Consider the following 21089-nt stretch of genomic DNA (forward strand, 5'->3'; position numbering starts at 1 on the left):
TTTGTTTTTAAAGAATGATGAAAATGAGTTTCCTTAAAAAAACAAATATACCACAAATACTTTTTTCAATTTTAGTTTTAAGTTCGTGTGGAAAAGATAAAAACGGCGGTCAGGAAGAAGCTGTAAAAGAAAAAGATACATTAGGTAAAATGGTTCCGATGGGGCCTGAAAAAAAAATATCTGCATCCTATATTAACTCTGTAAAAGGGAGAATAAATCACTTTTACAATAAAAACTGGCCAAATAACAGTATGAACGGAAGTTTTCTGGTCGCAAAAAACGGTCAGATTATTTTTGAAAAATATAACGGTTTTGCCAATAAAAATAAGGACACCAAAATTACGGCCGACACCCCTGTACAAATTGCCTCTGTAAGTAAAGTACTCACCGCTACAGCTGTTTTAAAACTAATTAATTTAGGTAAAATTGGCCTGGATCAAAAAGTAAATACCATTTTAAAAACCTTTCCATACGAAGAATGTACCGTTCGAATGCTGTTATGTCATCGCAGCGGAATGCGAAATTACGCATATTTCACAGACAGGGATAAATCGGTTTGGGACAGACACAACCAGCTGACCAACAAAGATATTTTGGATATTCTTGCGACTAAAAACGTAGGTTTGGAGTCAAGAGTAGGCACTCGCTTTGCTTACTGCAATACCAACTATGCCATGCTGGCACTTATCATTGAAAAAATAACAGGTCTAACGTACAAAGAAGCAATGTATCAAATGATTTTCAAGCCTCTTGGAATGACACATACGTATGTTTTTGATGATGATAAGGAGAGAAAAAACATTGTTCCTTCTTATAAAGGTAATGGAGTTGAAATTGGTTTCGATTATCTGGATAATGTGTATGGTGATAAAAATGTTTTCTCGACAGTACGTGATCTTTTAAAATTTGACAGAGCCAGAAATGCACCCGACTTTTTAAAACCGGCTTTATTAAAAGAGGTGTACACCGGACAGAGCAATGAACGCAAGGGAACCAAAAATTATGGTCTGGGAATCAGAATGATCAATTGGGAAACCGGTCAGAATTTTTACTTTCATAACGGCTGGTGGCACGGAAACACTTCTTCTTATATTACTTTAATGAATGAAGGTGTAACTATAATCGCCCTATCCAATAAAATGACTAGAAACACGTATGCGGTTCGCAAACTGGCTCCGGTTTTTGGAGATTACCCTTTTCAGTTTAAAGACGAAGAATAAATAGTCATAAAGTCGAAAGTCAAAAGTCTTAAAGTTATTGGCAATATTGACTTTGTTCTTGACTTTCGAATTTCTAATTTTTCTGAAATTTTTAATAGAAAGTAATTTCAAATAGTATAAATTTGCAAACTCATTTTTGGGGTCGACTGGTTTTGACAGCAAGTCGAATTGAAAAGTAAGCACGTCGAGCATTGAGACCTTGCTCGTAAATATAAGATCTCACACTTTTACACGGCGAAAATAACTACGCTTTAGCTGCATAATCTGAATTATAGTACGATTAGCCACGTCCCTACAAGGTAGGGAAGCTGGATTCTCCTTGAAAGCCTTGGTTTGTGGCGTTCTGTTTAGGGGAACCGTAAAAATAAACCTAGATTTCCATGAGCTTCGGGTGGATTTTGAAAATTAAGAAGATAAGTGTTGAGTGGCTGTTTCTGGCCTTGCTTAACATCGAAAATCTAATCAGGAAATAAGCGTGTAGAAAGCTCTTTAGTTGCTTGTTTGGACCCGGGTTCGATTCCCGGCGACTCCACTAAAAAAGGGATGATTTTTTGATCATCCCTTTTTTTATAAAATTAAGTATCCTAGATTTCTATCTTCGATTATAAATTCAATTTAAATTTGAAGTATTTTACTTTGTGCTGACTTATTCGATTTATTATCATATTAGTTTGCTCTTCTTTACGGGCACGGATTGCAAATCCGCGCTATCGGGATTTTTTGTCTTATTCCACTAAATAGTTCCTTACAAAATCTTTATTAAAAGTATAATGTAAAATCACTTTATTATTTTCAACAATTTTTACTTCACCATATCGAGTATTTAAATTTTTATAATTAGAAACAAAAACATATTGAACAATATGTCTGTTACCAAATTTAAAGTCAATACCTAATTCAATATTTTCAAATTTTTCGTCAAGATTAAAATCAAATTCGTTTGTAGAATTATTAGGATATAAAACTTCGAAAAACTTTGAATATTTCTCACTATTAATCTCCTCTAAATTCACCTTTTCAAGAGAAAGGAGGTAATTCCTTTTTATATTGTCCCGTATTTCCATATTTACATTCTCTAATTTTATATCACCACTATTATAGACATTTAACACGATCTTATTATCGCCTCTATTAAAAGCTACGTCAAAATAAGGATAACTATCACCACCAGTTACTTGCCTACTAAGTTCATCTGCTTTTTCTTGTAACTGTTTTACAAAAAATTCATTATTTTTTGAATACTCAATATTTTGTCTGGCAAAAAGATTATTAATTTCCGATAGTCTTTTCATTTCTTTCGAAAGCAAGCCAATTAATTCTATCCTAGTTTTATTTTCTTCTAATTCACTAGCTGTTTTCTTAGAATAGTCAATATTTAACTCTCCTAAATCTTTATTTATAACTGATAATTTATTAATCTCTTCAGTTAAGTTTTTAATTAAATCAACTTTTTGTCCATTTTCCTCAGACTCTCTATCAGATTTTATTGATGCCAAATAACCACCCGCCATAGTTAAAAATGCACCAATAATTATTATAAATTGTGGATTAATATTTTTGAGAAAAAAATCTATCATATTTTAGATTAAAAGTTATTTACCAAATATAATAAATTCAAAAAAGGAATTACTCAAAAAAATACCCCGATCGCGAGGATTTTTAATCCGTGCCCACAAAGTATATCTTAACCATTTAAAAAAAGAAAATACAATTTTATTAATATAGGAAAAAAAGGAAAGAATTTACATGCTATCATTGCGAATATCTGATCGATTGAGCAACCTTTAGCGCATCCAACTATATTCTCATTTCAACAACATTCTCTCAGTAATTATTTTATTAGAAGAAATATCAATTCCGGTAACTTCGGCATACTTTACATTTGGTAACCAAAAAGAACCTCCTTCAATGCGTACAAATATTTTTTCTACCTGTATTTTTTTCTGATTTACATTTACAAACACATGATATTTTTGATCTGAATCTGTTTTTTTCAAGGTTAAGGGTAGCTTTTTATACGATACAAATTGAAGTTCAAAGTCCTCGTTGTTTAAGGCTTTGCTTTCTATTCCGTATGCAAATTTGCGTTGTATATAGGTGAAATCTTTTTTTTCTCCTTTCTCAGCATATCGAATCCAATACGCTTTTATAGGGTTGCTTTTGTCTATTTTTCCATTTTCATGATAGTTTATGGTATAAATAGCAGTGTTTATATTCGGATCTCGTTGAACATAAAATAGCATATTGTCTATATTCTTAGGTGTTGGAAAATGTAATGGCGATGGATTTTTAGATTGTGCGCATAGATTTCCGGAAATTATAGTTACTAAGATCGTTATAACGATTAGTGATTTTGTAACATGTTTAAGTGATAATTTATTTATAAACGAAATGTTTATACAACCCATTGGGTGTAATTATTAAAAACGATAGTTAGAATGTTTTTGTGAAGAGAAACGGAATAAAAAGGCTAATTTGATTCGATTATATTTTGTTTTTCGTTTACCTTAAAAACCCAATTTTTAATTAGTGGATAATTAAATCCATAAGAAACAAACAAATCTGTGATTAATCTTCCAATTCTGTAATCGATTTGAAATACTTTTTGGAACATAAGCGTACCCAATGATTTTAAGGAAATGCTTCCCAATACCACCAACGCAAATTTAAAAAGCTGACTATTGATGGGACTGCTGTAACCGGATTGATTTTTAAATACCCAAAATCTGTTAATGCTGAAATTGATAATGGCACCAACGGTTCCGGAGATTAGAATAGAAAAGGTAAAATGCAGTTTGAATACTTCTGTAAATAAAATCATTAGGCCATAATCGGTAATGCCGCCTAAAAATGCCGCAACTTGTGCCTGTAGAAAAGTCAAAAAGGAATTTTTACGGAACATAAGTAAGTCGAAAGTTTAAAAGTTTTAAAGTCAAAAGTCCCAAGATTGTAGATAAGATCTTGAAATCAATTTGTTATTTAAGCTATTTTAATTTCAAAATACGACATTATAAACAATTGTGGTTTTTATCTTTTAAATCTCCCAATTTTAAAAGTTTTACACTATCTATGGAATTGATTATAAATAACACAATTGTGATTAAGCCAGCCAAATAGGTAATTGACCCAGGAAATAAAACTTCTAGAATTAAAATAAAAGCAATAATAAACCGAAGTTCTGTTGGACCAACAAAGCCGGAATCTATACTGTATTCATTTGTAATTTTGTACCGTAACTGGCTGATGATGATTGACCAGCCATACAATGCGACAAAAGCAAAGGCTATTATTTGTGTGCCGTTTTCAGCATAAATGTAATAGCCAAAGCCTATAAGTACAATACCAATCCAATCGGCAATAATATCGAGTGCAAAACCATACCAACGACGCGGAATATTTCTGTAATAAGCCAGTCTTCCATCCAGAGAATCGCCTAACCAGTTTATAGCCAAACCGATAATTCCTAAAAGCAAAAACCAATTTGTTACATAAACACCTAAAACAAAAGCTAAAAAAATCAAAACTGAACCAAGCGTACCAATTAAGGTGAGCAAGTTTGGCGAAATGAATTTAGGTACTTTTGGAAGCAAAAATACAATCGTTAACTGTTCTGCTCTTTTTAAAATATTAGTTCGCTTACGGTCTGAAAATGTTCTTTGTGCAATTGCACTATGATCCTCAATCTGTGTTTCTTTTTCCATTAATAGCGCAATATTTGTAAGCCGGATAGTATAGCCAGTTCCAGTTTTGCAATTTTAAATTTGATTCTTCTTTGCGTATTTTTAAAAAAATCTGTGGTACTTTTTAGCTTACCTGATCTAACCAGATAACTAAATGCGATAATAAAAAGCATGATTATTTAACAATACCTGCAAAACGTTGATAGAAAACAGTTGGACTGTTCTCATTTTTAGGAGCATATTTTCCTGCTATAATAGGGATATAAATAACTCTTCTTCTGCTTTCTTCTCCACGAACAGAGGACTGTGCTACTCTGTGCCACAAACGTCCATCGTGAATGGTTAAATCTCCGGCTTCAGGAATGATGGAAACTTCTTCAGGATCGGCTTTGTGGTCTAAAAAGTATTTTTTACGGAAAAGCATTTGATAAACACTTTGCTTGTGAGTGCCCGGAATGATTTTAAGTCCGCCATTTTCTGGTTTTAAAGTGCTTAAGTGAATACCCACATTGAGCATCGGGTTTAATTTTCCACCATAAAAAATATCTCTCAAACCATCTGTGTGCCAGCCCATTTTAGTAAACTTGCTTTCCGGTCCATTGATATAATGATTGAAAACCATTCCGTCTTTTTCTTCAGTGCCTAATCTTGCGCCATCGCCTGCCAATGGCAATAAACCATTAAATCTTGGATCAAGTAAAAGACCGCTTAAGGCCTGATGATGCTGATTGATAAAAGCAAAACGCTGTACAATGGGAGAGCCGTCTAAATCTTTTCCATATTTTATTGGAACACCGTTTACTTTTTCAAGGTTACTGTCAATCCATTTTTGCTCTACTTGTTTTGAGGCGTCAATGATGGATGAAACCGTTTCCGGATTTATAAATTTTTTGAAATGGATGAAGCCATGTTCGTTAAAGAAGTTGATTTGTTCGGCAGTTAATTGATTAGCAAGTGTAAATGTTTTATAAGAAGATGCCATGATATATGTATTTATTAAATGAAATAATGAGTGTGAAATTTTATCTAAAAGTTAGCAGCAGCTACAGCAACAACAACAGCAACGCATTCGCATCTTGGCGTGCATTCCGCTTTTAGGAAAATTAAACATATTTCTTTTATTATACATGTTCTATCGAATTAGTAGACATTGCAAATGTAGTATAATTTTTCATTTGCAAAAGATTTTTTTTGATTTTTTTTAAAAAAAATTAAATTTTATAAATTCCGGCTGCTGTTTTTTCGATGAAAGCCTTTGGTAGTATGCGATTGGCATACACCGAAATGATATTGGTAAAACCAGGAATAACTTCTGATTTTTTGCTGAACATCGATTTTACAGCCATTTTTGCAACTTCGTCAGGCTGCCTATTGAACTTTTCAGCCATTTTGCCAAGAGCATCTAAACCAGCTCTTGAAGCAAAACCGGTAGCAACCGGACCCGGACTGAAACAGGTTACCGAAATGGAAGTTTGTGCCAGTTCGAAACGCAGGGCACGGGTAAAGGATAAAATAAAAGCCTTTGTGGCCGAATAAACAGCCAGTGTAGGCACGGCCTGATAGGCAGCAGTACTACATATATTTAAAATGTAAGCTTGTTTTTGTTGTGAAAGTATGGGTATTAATAAATGTGAAAGTTCTACAACCACATTCATGTTAAGCTGCATCATGCCAAGCTGATCGTTTATAGAAGACTTGCTAAAATCGCCCCACACACCATAACCGGCATTGTTAACTAAAATGCCAACCGGATAGTTATTCATTTTTATCCAATCGGTTACTTTTAGCGATGCACCATTTATCGAAAGATCAATGGATAAAAAAGGAGCATTAATTCCGTATTTAACCTGAAGATCATCAGATAGTGCTTTTAATTCCTCCGCACTTCTTGCAACAAGCAATAGCGGGTAGTCCTGTTTCGCCAATTCATAAGCAATCGATTTCCCAATGCCTTTGCTGGCACCGGTAATTAAGGCATACGGTTTAGTTTTTTCGCTCATTTTATTCATTTAATCATCAAATATAAAGATTAATTCATAAAAATGACGACGTAAAATGTAAGCGTTTTAGATTTTATTAAACCTCCAAAAAAGAATATTTTTGTAATTGATATCAGTAGAGATTAAAAAAGTAAAAGATAAATTATGAGTGTAAAATGTGTAATTTTTGATTGTGATGGTGTTTTGGTGGACACAGAAAAAATTGGCAATCAAATCTTAATTAATATGGCTGCGGAATATGGTTTTAAAATGGAACTAGAAGAGGCTTATCGAATTTTTAACGGTCGTAATTTAAAATCATGTTTTCTTCATATTGAAAATGCCATCGGGCAAAAACTCCCTGCAGATTTTGAAGATCAATACCGCATAAATAGTTTTGAAGCGTTTAAAAATGAAGCCAAACCTGTTGAAGGTGTTGAGGAATTTATTAGCAAATTAAAAATTCCGTATTGTGTAGCTTCCAGCGGACCGGTTGAAAAAATCAGACTAAATCTTGGAGTTGCCGGTTTACTGGACAAATTTGAAAATAAGATATTCAGTTCCTATACCATTCAAAAGTGGAAACCAGATCCGGATATATTTTTATTTGCTGCCAGCGAAATGGGTTTCGAGGTAAGCGAATGTATCGTTATCGAAGACAGTATTGCCGGTGTTATGGCAGGTGTAAAAGGCGGTTTTAAGGTGTATGGTTATGCAAATGAACACAATGCAAACGATTTGAAACAGGAAGGAGCTAATGTGTTTTCAAGTTTTGAAGAATTGAGTGTTATTCTTAAGCTTTAATTTTTGATGTGCAGTGCCAGTTTGCAAAACGAGTACAGATTAAGAACAATTTGCACCAATATCAAAGGCTATATCTTAAGATCTCGGCTTAGCCAGATTCCGGTCATACATAACAATTGTACCTGCCACAGCTACATTTAAGCTTTTTTCGGATTTGAATTTAACTAAATGGTGGCATTTTTCCATTGCTTTTTTAGGTAAACCATGATCTTCAGCTCCTAATAGATATACACAACGTCTTGGATGTGCAAAGGTTTCTAAATCGGAAGCCTTTTCATTTAATTCAACACCAACCAATCGTGCTCCTTTTGGCAGGTTTTCAAAAAAAGCTTCAAAAGTATCATAGTGAAAATACGGAATTGCCTTAACTGCATTATGGGTGTCACAGGCTTGTTTGGCATATCGGTTGCCTATAGTAAATATAAAAGTAGCGCCTAAATTCTGAGCCGATCGCCACAAAACACCTAAATTTTCAGGCGTTTTACCATTGTGGATGCCTATACCAAAGTATTCATTTACAAAGTTGTCATTCATAAAAGCAAAAGTACAACTGTAAAGCAGATAAATCAAAATTAGATTTAGAGATTTACTATAGAACTATTGCTTCAAAGTTTCTTTTAAAACACTAAACGAAGTATATTTACAGATACAAAACCGAATATAAGTAACAAACATCGTATAATGTTGTATTTTCAAAATGAAACAAAACAATTCTTCACAACCTTGCTTCTTTTGACTTTACGACTTTTGAACTTTCGACTTAATTGTCTTTTAAATAGATTTTAATGAACATCAAAACATTAATACTCATTATAATTAACAGTTTAATTGCATTGGTAATTGCTTTATTATCTTTTTCATCCTACAAGCAGTTCTCAAACGTTTTAAACGATCGTATTTTACTGCAGTTAAATTCTATTAAAACACTCAAACAAAATCAGATTGAACATTTATTAAAATCAGAATGGGAACGATTTGAGTCTGCAGAATTCTACAGTCAAAACATTGATACTGCTGTATTAAAACTTCCGGATAGTATTAAAAACAGGAATGGAATTTACGATTTTACAGCCTACCATGTGGCCAAAAAAACAACCATAGGTTTTATATCCAATTCCAATAGGGGTAGAATGATTAAAGTTTTAGATTACAACAAAATCAAACAAATACTCCTTGAGCGTACCGGAATGGGGGACAGCGGCGAATCCTATCTCGTGGGTAATGATTTCAGAATGCGCTCTCAATCCCGCTTTTATCCCAATAAAACTCCTTACAGTATATTGGTTAAGACAAAAGGGGTAATCAATGCTTTTAAAGGAATAAGTGACAGAGGTGTTTTTAAGGATTACAGAGGTATTGAGGTATATAGTGTGTACAGTCTTATTGTAGTTGGAAACTTAAAAATGGTCATCCTCTCTGAAATAGATGTGGATGAGGTTACACTCCCCTTAAAAGAATTGAAACAAAGACTTTTAGGGATAACTCTTGGTATTTTTTTAATAGGAGTCATGCTTTCTCTTTTTCTGACCCGAATTATTACCAATCCCATTAAGAATATGCAAAAAAGTCTCCGGATTATGGCACAAGGAGACTATAATCAAACCAATGAATTTATAAAAAATTCTAAGGAAATAAAGGAAATGTTTGATGCTCTGGCGAATTTGAAAGCTTCTTTGCAGGGAGCCGTAAAATTCTCCGATGATATTGGTAAAATGAATCTCCATACCGATTTTAAACCTAAAAGTTCTAATGATCTCCTAGGGAAAAGCCTTTTGGCGATGAGAGACAAACTGATAGAGTTTAGAAATAATGAAGAAAATACCAGATTATTATCCAAACGGATGCTGGTAAACGGAATGGAAAATGAAAGACGCCGACTTTCCCGCGAGCTCCATGATGGTGTAGGGCCTTATTTAACCTCTTTGAAACATTACATTGAGTATAAAATTAAAAATGAATTGAAGAAAGCAGAGATGAAAAAAATACTGGATGATACCATTTCTGAAATAAGATTGATGTCAAATGCCTTAATGCCTGCTTCAATAGATGATTTTGGAATTGGTGTTACCTTGACCAACTTTATTGAAAGCCTGAAAAAATCGACAACTGTTACTATTGAATATGAAGATTTAACTCAGGAAATTTCTAATATTACCAACCATCAGGCGATTAATCTTTTTAGAATAACTCAGGAACTCATTAATAATTCATTAAAACACGCTAATGCCAAAAATATCCGGATTACACTTTCGGAATTTGATGAATTTGTTTCTCTTTTTTATTTTGATGATGGAATTGGGTTTGATTTAAACACTGTTAAATTAGGTTTAGGAATTATTAATATCAAAGAACGTGTAGAAATTTGCAATGGTACTATTACAATCAATGCGACTCCCGGAAACACCACCTTTGAAATCGAATTACCCATAGAATTATGAAAGAAATAAAACTAATAATAGCCGATGATCATGAGCTTTTTCGAAACGGACTTGCTGAGCTGCTAAGAAAGCATGATGATATAAAAATCGTTAAAAGTGTTGGGGATGGTGTTGAGTTTATAGAGCTCGTAAACAGCCAGTTTGATGCCGATATTGTACTGCTTGACATTACGATGCCCAATATGGATGGTTTTCAGGTTTTAAAAGAATTAAAAACCTTAAATTCAGATATAAAACCTATTGTGATTTCTATGCACAATGATGGTAATTATATTGCAAAGTGCGCTAAAATGGGCGCTTTCGGATATCTGTTAAAAAATACAGATGAAGCTGAATTAATCCTTGCCATAAGAAGTGTTTATAATGGGAAAAAATATTTTAGTGCTGAAATTTCTGAAAAGATGATCAACTTTATGTCAGTACAAAGTATCAGTGAAAATGTTTTGTCTAATAAAGAAACCGAAGTTTTAGGGTTGATCTCTAAAGGATTAACTACTAAAGAAATTGCTGAAAAACTATTTGTAAGTTCACGTACCATAGAAACCCATCGGGCCAATATTTTAAAAAAGTTAGAAGTAAAAAATACCGCTGAACTCATTAAAAAAGCTGCAAAAATGAATTTAATTTGACCGGTTTGGGTATTAAAAAAGAATCGTATTAAATGGTTTAATTTAACGAAATTAAAAAATCAATATCCGTATAAATACGGATGCAAATAGGGTAGATTCCCATAATTCCAAAAGCCTATTACTGATTGTAAATTTGAAAAAACAATAAAAAGTAATAGTCATGAAAAATATAGTATTGATTTTAGGAGTTTTATTAATTTCTTTTAGCGGATTTGCACAAGAAGAACCTACGAATGTGAAACAGAGTGATTTAAAAGGTCCTGCTTTTAAAAATTATAAAGTTTGGATGCACGAAACTACTCCGCTTAAAATATATTCAGAAGAAAATAAAACAGCACTGCAAGGACCAGCATTTAAAAATGCTCAACCAGTGAAAGAAACTACAAAACAAGACCTGGTTCAAGTGAAAATAGGTGGTTCAGAAAGACAAAAGCTAACCGGACCAGCATACAAAAACTATGGTCCGTGGAGTAAAAACTGGTAATGTCTCACTAAACTGAATTAGATATTCCGGATGTTTGCCAAGGTCTAAAATCTGATTCAGCTGAGATTATAAAACTAAAGAAGCTGTTCGATAAAGTATTTTTTTGGACAGCTTCTGTTTTTTTTCTATCCTAATGGTATCTGTATAGTATGAACACAATTCTATTAAGGTAACAATTAGAACATAAAAAAAGCGATCCTTAGAGATCGCTTTCTGTTTATATGTTAAGTTGAAATTTAAATAGGTAATGATTTTAAATTCTGTAAAGTTTTTTTGGCCAGTTCTATTTTGTCTGTAAACAAGTTTTTACCATTTATTTCTTCGGCAACTTCTGCTATTTTTTGTTTGGTTGCTTTTGACATCGAAATGATATTTGCTTTTTTTACCGTTTTTTTATCTTGTCCCATAATCTTCAGATTTAATTGATTAGTGTACAAATGTCACAAACTGGTTTCATAACGAGCAATTTCTGTAAAGTTTTTTTTTTAATAATACTAAAATCTACTAACTGGAATAGTATGTTTTTTTAAAATCAAATTTTAAATATTAGCTAACTTCTTTGTTTATAATTAGTTTCTGTTATATTTTTTCGTCAGTTTGGGTATGTTTACAATATATCTTGTTAAAAAAAAGATGGAATAAGAACCTAAAAACGATAAAAAAACTAAAAAACATGTTGCAAGTTATAAAATGAAACATGTTTTTTTTCGTAAAAATCTACATACAATTTCTCTTGCAGTGTTTAAAAAAAATCTTAGAATTAATTTGTTTTTTAAACTTTTAAATAGTTCTTTTTTTGGTTTTTAACTGCCTTATTTACAGTGTTTTATTGTTTTGATTTTTTTTTAGCAGTACTGTTGTCGAATAATATTGATGAAATAAAAAAAACTGAATTTGATAAGATTTAAGTACAGTACATTATAAAAAATAATGTAAAACACTGACAAACAATTGTTCATGGCGGTCAGGCACTCTAAAAATTATGTTAATTTTATAATTGAAATAAAATATGTAACGAAAAAAGTATTCTAAAAAATTGAAATTATTGTAATCATTAAAAATCACAAATCATGAAAAAGTACCTTTTATTATTCGCTGTTTTTTTCTTTTCGATGGCAATGTCAGCCCAAAGTGCACGATCGTTTTTGCTTAATGTATATGGAGGTTATACCTTTTCGGACGAAGTAGATTTTGAATCTTCATACGCACGTGTAGAAGATGGTTTTGAGTATGGTGTAGGTTTGGAATATTTCTTCATCGAAAACCAATCCATTGAGTTGAAATACAACAGACTTGATACGCATATGCCTTTATACACAAATACTCTTACACCTATTGATGGTGTTCCTCCTGGAACTCAGCTTAATGCCGGAGATGATAAAGGTGCTATTAACTATATATTGGTAGATTATACTTATTATTTCGGGTCAAGTTCTTCGAAAGCATTGCCGTTTCTAGGAGCAGGAGCGGGGATTTCGATTCTTGAAACACCAAGGAGTGGTAACGGAACTTATTTTGCCTGGGAAATTAAAGCGGGTGTAAAAGTAAAAACCAGTTCACCATTATCAATTAATCTTCATGCTTATTTGCAGTCTATGTCGGCAGCTGTTGGATATGATTATTATTGGGACTACTATTGGGGACCTGTGGCTGTTACTGATTATGCATCAACATTCCAGTTTGGGTTAGGGGCTTCATTGAGTTATGATTTTAGCAAATAACATTAAAATAAAATTCATAAAACGATGAAAAAGATATTATTTATATTCACACTGGTTGTGTCTGCTGGTTTATCGGCACAGAATTCCGTTAAAGATGATCTGACGCTGATTCAGGACATTTACGGCAAATCAAAGAAGCAGGTTGTAACCGAATATCTTCAGCTTTCTGAACCTCAGGCAACAGCTTTTCAGGAGATTTATGATGCCTATGAAGTGGGAAGAAAGGAATTAGGTCAGAAAAAAGTTCTGATTATCGAAGATTACGCAAAAAACTACCAATCGCTTACTGACGAAAAAGCAGCTGAGTTAACAGAAGCCAATCTGAAAAACGGTCAAGAATTCGATAAGCTGCTTGCAAAAACCTTCAGCAAGGCCAAAAAAGCAATCGGAGGTAAAAATGCTGCTAAATTTGTTCAGCTTGAGCAATACCTGCAGACCACTATTCGAGGAGAACTTCAAAACAGCATCCCTTTTATAGATGAACTGGAAAAAACTAAAACTGCTAAGGCTACTGCTGCGACTTTACAGAAAGGGTAATTTTTCTAAAGTTTAATAAAAACAAAACCTGGATAACATTCAGGTTTTTTTGTGCTTAATTTTTAGAGAATATACTTGAAAAATAGTTGCTGTTTTTAAGAATGTATTGGAAATTGAAATGTTTTAAAATCATATAAAAAATATTTTTTTGTGAGATATTTTATCGATTATCCAAAAATATCTCTTTTTTTCTTTAAATTTATAAAGACTAATCCTAAGAATGTATGCAGAAAAATTCTTTTCCATATCGTATTCTTATAATTGATGACAATCTCCAGTACATTAAATTTATCAATGAACGGATTCACGACTGGTTTCATTCTCCGGAAATATCGACTGCAGATTTTCAAAATTTTACTCCAATAATAACTTCCCTAAAGTTTGATGTTGTTTTAATAATTGCAGAACACCAAAGCCAAATCGAGACAATAAATTCGGTTGAAAAAAAAGTCAGGGGAACTGTTATAATTGTCATATCGGATATTATAACAATGTTGGATAATGCTGCTTTACGAATTACTCCGGGGAGTAATAATATGCTGGATTTACTCCCAAAAAATGAATTAACATCTTTACTTTTATGCAAAAGCATTTTATTTACGACTGAAAAAAACAAATGTGATATAAAATACACCAGTTTAAAGCGCAAATACAATAATTTATTTGAAATGAATCCGGTCCCAATGTGGATTTATGATCTCAAATATCTGAAATTCTGGCGTGTCAATGAAGCTGCTGTCCGCAAATACGGATATACCAAAGAAGAGTTCCTGAAAATGACCATAAAGGATATCCGGCCTGAAGAAGATTTGGCAAAACTGGAAAAAACGATTGATCTGATCCGGAAACACGACAGACTCTTTTCTAACGGAATTTACAGGCATATAAAGAAAGACGGAACAATATTGTATGTGGAAATTGTTAGCAATATAATTTACATTGATAAAGTAAAATACAGTCTTGTACTGGCAAATGATATTACTGAAACCATAAATTATATTCAGGCAATAGAAAACCAAAACGCAAAACTGCAGGAAATAGCTTTTAGTCATTCTCATATAATAAGGGCGCCGCTTACAAACATAATGGGGATACTAAACTTAATAAAGGAAATGGATTTAGACAGTCCGGAAAGTGCAGAATTGCTGGAGCATCTTTCGACTTCATGTGATCTGCTTGATGAGAAAATTTCGGAAGTGGTGAAAATAAGTACTGGGTATCCGCTTCCGGAAGGTAAAAATAAAGTATAGTTAATTCAAAGAAAAAGCGAGCATCTGGTCTTCTGTAGTTATTGAATCTGAAAGCGTTTTTTGATACTGTTCTTCTCTAATAACAGCAAGCGTTTTTCTTATGATATCAGGATTTGCTTAAAATTTAAATTCATCACTACCCGCCGAAAGACTGTTTTCGTCATTTCAGGACATAAATTTGATTTTAGCTTTTATTTGAAAAGGCCTTAGTACACTCTCTTTGATTTGCTGTTTAAAAGTTGTTTCTTTTTCGAAAAGTGAAGATGTACTTTAAAACCGTAACGATGAATTGTTTTGCTTTTTTTTCTTTTTACATCTTTGGTTAATTCAAAATTGAGGCACTGAGACAATCAGAAACATCTGCTTAATAATAAACAAAACGCTCTGAATGAATATTTGAGAGTCTTAAGTTTATCGCTAAAGCATTCATCAGGAATATTAAAAATTAGTTTTATCTTAGCAAAGTATAAAAGATTTTTAACCTGATTTTCTGAAATTAACAGAAAAGCTGCGCTAAATTTTCCCCCAAATTTATATTAATTTATTCCTGTACAAAATGAACAAACAGATTTGCAATCTTTTATTAGCCGACGATGATGATGATGATTGTATGTTTTTCAGGGAAGCCCTTGATGAACTGTCACTTTCTGCAATGCTGGCGACTGTTAATGATGGCGTTGAGCTTATGGGATATCTTGAAACTCGAGGTGAAGATTTGCCGGACATGCTTTTTCTGGATCTAAACATGCCGCGAAAAAACGGATATGAATGCCTGGCTGAAATAAAAGGTATTGAATCACTGAAACAGCTTCCTGTGATTATTTTTTCGACTTCTCTTGATAGTAAAAATGTTGATTTACTGTACGATATGGGGGCAACTTATTATATTCGTAAACCGGGTGATTTTTCAAAATTAAAAAAAGTTATATACGATGCACTCGTTAAGGTGTCCGAAAACAATTTTGGACAGCCTGAGAGAACGCAGTTTATTCTTCAACCTTAAAACGATTTCGAATGAGTTTTGCCAATAAGGAACATTATTTTCTGACCGATGGTGGAGAAATGGGGGAATTAATCCGTTCTATAGACTGGAGTAAAACCCCGTTAGGAGATCCAGATATCTGGTCGAGCAGTCTTCAGACAATGGTTTCAGTAATGCTCAATAATCCTTTTGGAATGTACATTGCCTGGGGAAATGATTATACTCAGTTATATAATGATGCGTTTCGGCCTATTTTAGGTTCTGTCAAACATCCCAATGCTATGGGGATTAGTTCTAAAGAAACATTTTCAGAAATCTGGGATATTATAGGGCCAATGTTTAATGATGTAATGAAAGGAAAAGCAGTTGGTTTTCCTGACTTAATGGTTGTATTAAACAGAAATGGTTTTGATGAAGAATGTTATTTTGATTTCTCTTACAGTCCGATAAAAAATGAAAATGGTGAAGTAGGAGGGGTTTTGGTAACGGTAATTGAAACTACAGAGAAGAAAAAAGCAACTGAAGCATTAAAGCAAAGCAATGCCAGATTTATTAATAATATCATGCAGGCTCCCGTTGCGATGTGTGTGTTTAGAGGAAAGGATCATATTGTAGAAATTGCAAATAAACAAATGATTGAGCTATGGGGAATAGAAGCCGAAAAAGTAATAAATAAACCCATTTTTAAAGTATTGCCTCAATCAAAATCTTTGGAAGATTTATTGAATAATGTTTTTCAGACAGGTAAAAATTTTGTCGCAAATGAACAGCTGGTAAGACTAGTTCGAAATGGTAAAACAAAAAATGCCTATGTGAATTTTGTCTATGAAGCACTTAAGGATACTGACGGAACGATTTCGGGTGTAGTGGCAATCGCAATTGAAGTAACAGCACAGGTTTTAGCCCGTTCAAAAGTAGAAGAAAGTGAACAAAAAATAAGACAGCTGGTAGAAAATGCACCTTTTCCCATTGGGGTTTATGTCGGAAAAGAAATGCGTATAGAACTTGCTAATCAGTCTATTATGGATGTCTGGGGAAAAGGGAATGATGTAATAGGAAAATTATATCAGGATATTCTGCCGGAACTTGAAAATCAGCAAATTTTTGAACAGCTAAATACTGTTTTTGAAACAGGTGAGTCTTTTCATAGTAAAAATACTCAAATAGATCTTGTTATAGGAGGTAAGTTAGAAACCTTTTATTTTAACTATAGTTTTACACCGTTATTTGATATTAACGGAAATGTGTATGGCGTAATGAATACTGCTGCCGATCTTACGGATTTGTATGTAGCAAAGAAAAAAAATGAAGAAGCTGATAAACGTTTCCGTAACATTGTAAGGCAGGCTCCTGTTGGTATTACGATTCTCAGAGGACCTCAGCATGTGGTAGAAATGGCAAATGAGGCGTATCTTAAATTGGTTGATAAAGAAGAAAGTACTTTTGTTGGCAGACCCCTGTTCGAATCTCTGCCTGAGGTAGAAACAACCGTAAGCTTGCTGTTTGAGAATGTTTTAAAGACAGGGATTCCATATCATGGAAATGAAGTACCTGTGCCGTTAAACCGTTTCGGAAAACTGGAAGTTTCTTATTTTGATTTTCTTTATTATCCTTTAAATGAAGAAGACGGCTCTATTTCAGGGATTATTGTAACCGTTACTGAGGTAAGTGAAAAAGTACTCACAAGAAAAAAAATTGAACAAAACGAACAAAGACTGAATATTATAGTGGAAGCCAGTGAACTCGGAACCTGGGAACTTAATATAAAAACTAAAGAATTAAGGTATTCAAAAAGATATCTCGAAATTATCGGTGGTTATAAAGAGCAGCTTGATTTGACTCACGAACAGCTTTTGGCACATCTTCATCCTGACGACATGCACATTCGCAATAAAGCCTTTAAAGAGGCTCTTGTTTCTGGAAATCTGAATTATGAAGCCCGGTTAATTTGGAAAGACCAGACCATTCACTGGATGGAAGGCAAAGGGAAAGTATTTTATGATGAAAATGGTAATCCTGAAAAACTGATTGGAACAATAAGGGATACTACGGCAGAAAGGAAACACCAGCAGGCAATAGAAGAAAGTGAAAAAAGGTTTCGCTCTTTAACAGAAAGTATTCCGCAGCTAATTTGGGAAACTGACGAAAAAGGAAATGCATTGTTTACATCAGGAAAATGGTTAGAATATACAGGGGTTCAGCCAGGAAAAGAAGACAGTTGGGAAACGATGATACATCCCGAAGACTTTGAAGAAAATGTAAAAATATGGAGCCACTCATTGGCAACAGGAGAAGGATACAGAGCAGATGTAAGGATAAAAAGTAAAGACGGAACTTACAGGTGGCATGCCGGAATTGGCGAACCGATTCGAAATGAAAAGAATGAAATCATAAAATGGGTTGGAGCATTTACAGATATTCATGCCGAGAAAGCTTTTGCGCATGAATTAGAAGAACAGGTAAATACCCGCACCAAAGAATTAAATCTGATAAATGAATCACTTAAAAAAAGTGAGGAACGTTATCATTTAATGGTCGAAGAAGTACAAGACTATTCTATATTATACATGAACCATGAAGGAATCGTGGAGAACTGGAATATCGGTGCCGAAAAAATAAAAGGATACAAAACCGAGCAAATTGTAGGAAAGTCTTTTTCTGTTTTTTATACAGAGGAAGACCGAAAAAATAACTTACCTCAGAAACTGCTTCAAATTGCCCGCCAAAAAGGCAAAGCAGTTCACGAAGGATGGCGTGTGCGAAAAAACGGTACCCTATTTTGGGCAAATATCGTTATCACGGCTATACATAACAAAAAAAAGGAAGTTATAGGTTTCTCAAAAGTGACGCACGATCTTACAGAAAAAAAAGAAGCAGAAGATAAACTGAAACAGAATGGTCTGGAACTCGAACAAAAAAATACAGAACTGGAGCAAATGAATAAAGAGCTTCAGTCTTTTGCTTATATTTCAAGTCATGATTTGCAGGAGCCTTTGCGAAAAATACAGACTTTTGCAACTCAGATAATGGAAAAAGAATCGGATAATTTATCAGATTTTGGAAAAGATAAATTTCAAAGAATGCAGAATGCGGCCAAGCGAATGCAGACCCTGATTAATGATCTTTTGTCTTATTCCAGAACGAATATTCAGGAAAGGATATTTGAAAAAAACAACTTGTATAAAATTATAGATGAGGTAAAAGAAGACCTCAAAGAAGAACTGGAACAAAAAGGAGCAGTTATAGAAGAAGGTGAAACTTTTGAAATAGATCTAATTCCGTTTCAGTTTAGGCAGCTTTTGTACAATTTAGTAAGTAATTCAGTTAAATTCTCCAGACCCGAAATTCCTGCTGTAATAAAAATTAATTGTGAAATAGTTAAAGGAGCTGCCATTCACAATAAAAAAGCAAAAGAAGACAGCGATTATTGCCATATCAGTATCTCAGATAACGGAATCGGTTTTGATCAGCAGTACAGTGCAAAAATATTTGAAGTTTTTCAGCGTTTGCATGGAAAACTTGAATATACAGGAACAGGAATCGGACTCGCAATTGTAAAGAAGATTGTGGATAACCACAACGGATTTATTTCTGCAAGTGGCGAAGAAAACAAAGGAGCTACTTTTGATATCTATATTCCGGTAAGTGAAGCTTAATCGTACTTTCTTTAAAGAAAATTTAAATAATTCCCTGGATTAAACAGTTTTTTATAAGTTGTGCGGTGTTTTTTGAGTCAGATTTGGTAAGTATATTATTGCGGTGTTTTTTTACGGTCAATTGGCTGATAAAAAGTTTTTCGGCAATTTCAGTATTACTCAATCCATTTGCAATTAGCTTGATAATATCGATTTCTCTTTTAGAAAACTCTGTTAAAACCTGATTTTCTTCTTCTAAACTCAAATTCATGAAAGAAGGTTCTCCATTTAATCCAATAAGAGAGATTTTATAGGTGTTAAAGTTACTAAGATGATCAATTCGGGTATGAATGTTTAACGATTTTCCGTATCCTCCATGCTCATCCATGGTAAGCATTATAGCCTGATGGTTAAATAGAGCATATTCTCCGTTTTCGAGTTTCGCTCTGTGACAATAACTTATTTTGTAGTTTAATAATTTTTCACGGCCTATTTTTTCCTGAAAAAAGGTAGTCAAAAAAGCTTCGGCTTTTATTACAAATTCAATATCATCAGGATGAATAGCTCCCAATACATCATTAAAAGTTACATTTTCAGGGTCGAATCCATGCATTTCAAACAAAGATGGACTGATGTGTGACAGTGACATATCAAAAAAATCGATAATGTAAAAAGAAAAAGGACCTGTACTGATTACTGAGTTGGTGAGATCATCAAAAGTAATTTCATGCAGTTTTGTAGTTTTGACAGTTCGGTTAGAAAACCAAACATCATGAAGACTTTGAATCTCGGGCAGCATATTCTTAGGGTTAAACATTTGTTAAGGTAAATTAATACAAAATAAACCGTATAATCAAATTATTCTAAGTTATTTCTCCACAAGGATTGTTTTGCCAAAAAAATATTTTAAAATTAAAGGTTTTTGTTTATTCTTTCGAAATATTTTTGATAGCGATATTTTTGAAATCAATAGGAGAACTCTCGTAGTTTAAAGAAATTCTGCCTTCGGTAGAAGAAGCTTCTGTACACTCATTCACCAGTTTTCCGTTGAGATATTGCGTGATTTTTCCATTAAACGATTTGATGACTACAGAATTCCATTCGCCATAAGGTTTTTCGTTTTCACTAAACTTTGCAGAAGTAACACTTGCTCCAGCCTCAACAATTTTTCCGTTTACTTTTGCCGTGACCTGGTCTAAAAAGATAAAATCTCCGGTAGTATTTTCTTTTATTTGAAACTGAATTCCCTTTGGCCATATTTTATCAGGGTAATCAGCAGGAATGTTGTACATGACACCACTGTTTTTTTTGTTTTTTGTTTTAAATTTTTCTTCAGTATTCCATCTGTATTCTAAACTAAGTTCAAAGTTTTTATAACTTTTATTAGACATTAGATAACCATTTATTTCGCCATACATTCTGATCATACCATCTGAAAACTCATAAACTTCGGAAGGTTTTTGTTTTTCAGTACTATTTTTTGTAAAAGCATACCAATCCTTTTCGGACAAACTTTTTTGCTGAACAGCACATGAATTTAAAAGCAAAAGAAAAGCAAAAGCAAAAGTTATTTTTGGGAACATAAGCAGAAAATTAAAACCGTAAAAATAAGCAATAGAAAACTTAGAAGGATTATTTAAAATTATGTTTTTTTTGAAAATAAGTTATATATGAATTTTACAATTATAAGTACAAAAGAGGCTGAATCTTCTGAAACAGCCTCTTTTGAC

Annotated in this window: 20 protein-coding genes and 1 other RNA gene; 11 read left to right on the forward strand and 10 right to left on the reverse strand. The window is 33.1% G+C overall.

What is annotated here, in order from left to right; all coding sequences use genetic code 11:
- The first annotated feature begins 17 nt into the window (after window positions 1-17).
- Window positions 18-1220: a serine hydrolase domain-containing protein gene (locus AAEO57_RS12000; protein WP_341692933.1), complete on the forward strand. Its 1203-nt coding sequence runs from the start codon at window positions 18-20 to the stop codon at window positions 1218-1220.
- A 138-nt stretch (window positions 1221-1358) separates the two neighbouring features.
- Window positions 1359-1755, forward strand: a transfer-messenger RNA (tmRNA) gene (gene ssrA / locus AAEO57_RS12005).
- A gap of 190 nt (window positions 1756-1945) precedes the next feature.
- On the opposite strand, the gene AAEO57_RS12010 is transcribed toward ssrA, so the two are convergent.
- From AAEO57_RS12010 to AAEO57_RS12035, 6 genes are all read right to left on the reverse strand, one after another.
- Window positions 1946-2797 (reverse strand): hypothetical protein, encoded by an 852-nt coding sequence (locus AAEO57_RS12010; protein WP_341692879.1) that lies wholly within the window; start codon window positions 2795-2797, stop codon window positions 1946-1948.
- Between the two features lie 228 nt (window positions 2798-3025).
- Complete coding sequence (locus AAEO57_RS12015) at window positions 3026-3628, reverse strand: DUF4833 domain-containing protein (RefSeq protein ID WP_341692881.1); 603 nt, start codon at window positions 3626-3628, stop codon at window positions 3026-3028.
- A 62-nt stretch (window positions 3629-3690) separates the two neighbouring features.
- On the reverse strand, window positions 3691-4122 hold the full coding sequence (locus AAEO57_RS12020) for a GtrA family protein (RefSeq protein ID WP_341692882.1): 432 nt from the start codon (window positions 4120-4122) through the stop codon (window positions 3691-3693).
- A gap of 106 nt (window positions 4123-4228) precedes the next feature.
- The gene (locus tag AAEO57_RS12025) at window positions 4229-4921 is read right to left on the reverse strand and encodes a CDP-alcohol phosphatidyltransferase family protein (RefSeq protein WP_341692884.1); all 693 of its coding nucleotides are present in this window, start codon (window positions 4919-4921) and stop codon (window positions 4229-4231) included.
- Between the two features lie 154 nt (window positions 4922-5075).
- Window positions 5076-5882 carry a phytanoyl-CoA dioxygenase family protein gene (locus tag AAEO57_RS12030; RefSeq protein WP_341692886.1) on the reverse strand — a complete coding sequence of 269 codons (807 nt, stop codon included), beginning with the start codon at window positions 5880-5882 and terminating at the stop codon, window positions 5076-5078.
- A gap of 229 nt (window positions 5883-6111) precedes the next feature.
- On the reverse strand, window positions 6112-6900 hold the full coding sequence (locus tag AAEO57_RS12035; protein WP_341692888.1) for an SDR family NAD(P)-dependent oxidoreductase: 789 nt from the start codon (window positions 6898-6900) through the stop codon (window positions 6112-6114).
- Between the two features lie 144 nt (window positions 6901-7044).
- Here AAEO57_RS12035 and AAEO57_RS12040 point away from each other — a divergent pair, with 144 nt between their 5' ends.
- Complete coding sequence (locus tag AAEO57_RS12040; RefSeq protein ID WP_341692890.1) at window positions 7045-7683, forward strand: HAD family hydrolase; 639 nt, start codon at window positions 7045-7047, stop codon at window positions 7681-7683.
- A gap of 75 nt (window positions 7684-7758) precedes the next feature.
- Here AAEO57_RS12040 and AAEO57_RS12045 read toward each other — a convergent pair whose 3' ends face one another.
- Window positions 7759-8217: an RNA methyltransferase gene (locus tag AAEO57_RS12045; RefSeq protein WP_341692892.1), complete on the reverse strand. Its 459-nt coding sequence runs from the start codon at window positions 8215-8217 to the stop codon at window positions 7759-7761.
- Window positions 8218-8468: 251 nt separating this feature from the next.
- Between AAEO57_RS12045 and AAEO57_RS12050 the strand changes: the two genes are divergently transcribed.
- The 3 genes from AAEO57_RS12050 to AAEO57_RS12060 all read left to right on the forward strand — a co-directional run bounded on the left by AAEO57_RS12050 (window position 8469) and on the right by AAEO57_RS12060 (window position 11234).
- Window positions 8469-10121, forward strand: a complete 1653-nt coding sequence (locus AAEO57_RS12050) for a sensor histidine kinase (protein ID WP_341692894.1) — start codon at window positions 8469-8471, stop codon at window positions 10119-10121.
- Complete coding sequence (locus AAEO57_RS12055; protein ID WP_341692896.1) at window positions 10118-10750, forward strand: response regulator; 633 nt, start codon at window positions 10118-10120, stop codon at window positions 10748-10750. Before AAEO57_RS12050 ends, AAEO57_RS12055 begins: the two co-directional genes overlap by 4 nt.
- Before the next feature lie 160 nt (window positions 10751-10910).
- Window positions 10911-11234: a thioredoxin domain-containing protein gene (locus AAEO57_RS12060; RefSeq protein WP_341692898.1), complete on the forward strand. Its 324-nt coding sequence runs from the start codon at window positions 10911-10913 to the stop codon at window positions 11232-11234.
- 236 nt (window positions 11235-11470) lie between these two features.
- Here the strand turns inward: AAEO57_RS12060 and AAEO57_RS12065 are convergent, their stop codons facing one another.
- A complete protein-coding gene (locus AAEO57_RS12065; protein ID WP_341692900.1) occupies window positions 11471-11641 on the reverse strand; it encodes a hypothetical protein in 171 nt (56 codons plus the stop codon).
- A gap of 663 nt (window positions 11642-12304) precedes the next feature.
- On the opposite strand from AAEO57_RS12065, the gene AAEO57_RS12070 reads away from it, so the two are divergent.
- The 5 genes from AAEO57_RS12070 (at window position 12305) to AAEO57_RS12090 (ending at window position 19380) form a co-directional block, all read left to right on the forward strand.
- Window positions 12305-12955, forward strand: a complete 651-nt coding sequence (locus AAEO57_RS12070; protein ID WP_341692902.1) for an outer membrane beta-barrel protein — start codon at window positions 12305-12307, stop codon at window positions 12953-12955.
- Between the two features lie 24 nt (window positions 12956-12979).
- The gene (locus tag AAEO57_RS12075; protein ID WP_341692904.1) at window positions 12980-13492 is read left to right on the forward strand and encodes a hypothetical protein; all 513 of its coding nucleotides are present in this window, start codon (window positions 12980-12982) and stop codon (window positions 13490-13492) included.
- A gap of 224 nt (window positions 13493-13716) precedes the next feature.
- On the forward strand, window positions 13717-14742 hold the full coding sequence (locus AAEO57_RS12080) for a PAS domain S-box protein (RefSeq protein WP_341692906.1): 1026 nt from the start codon (window positions 13717-13719) through the stop codon (window positions 14740-14742).
- A 556-nt stretch (window positions 14743-15298) separates the two neighbouring features.
- Complete coding sequence (locus AAEO57_RS12085; RefSeq protein ID WP_341692908.1) at window positions 15299-15745, forward strand: response regulator; 447 nt, start codon at window positions 15299-15301, stop codon at window positions 15743-15745.
- An 11-nt stretch (window positions 15746-15756) separates the two neighbouring features.
- Window positions 15757-19380: a PAS domain S-box protein gene (locus AAEO57_RS12090; RefSeq protein ID WP_341692910.1), complete on the forward strand. Its 3624-nt coding sequence runs from the start codon at window positions 15757-15759 to the stop codon at window positions 19378-19380.
- Between the two features lie 22 nt (window positions 19381-19402).
- Here AAEO57_RS12090 and AAEO57_RS12095 read toward each other — a convergent pair whose 3' ends face one another.
- Complete coding sequence (locus tag AAEO57_RS12095) at window positions 19403-20176, reverse strand: LuxR C-terminal-related transcriptional regulator (RefSeq protein WP_341692913.1); 774 nt, start codon at window positions 20174-20176, stop codon at window positions 19403-19405.
- A 109-nt stretch (window positions 20177-20285) separates the two neighbouring features.
- Entirely contained in the window at window positions 20286-20942 is a 657-nt protein-coding gene (locus AAEO57_RS12100) for a 3-keto-disaccharide hydrolase (RefSeq protein ID WP_341692914.1), read from the reverse strand.
- Window positions 20943-21089 lie beyond the last annotated feature (147 nt).

It is taken from the genome of Flavobacterium calami (assembly GCF_038290035.1).
GTDB classification, from domain to species: Bacteria; Bacteroidota; Bacteroidia; order Flavobacteriales; family Flavobacteriaceae; genus Flavobacterium; species Flavobacterium calami.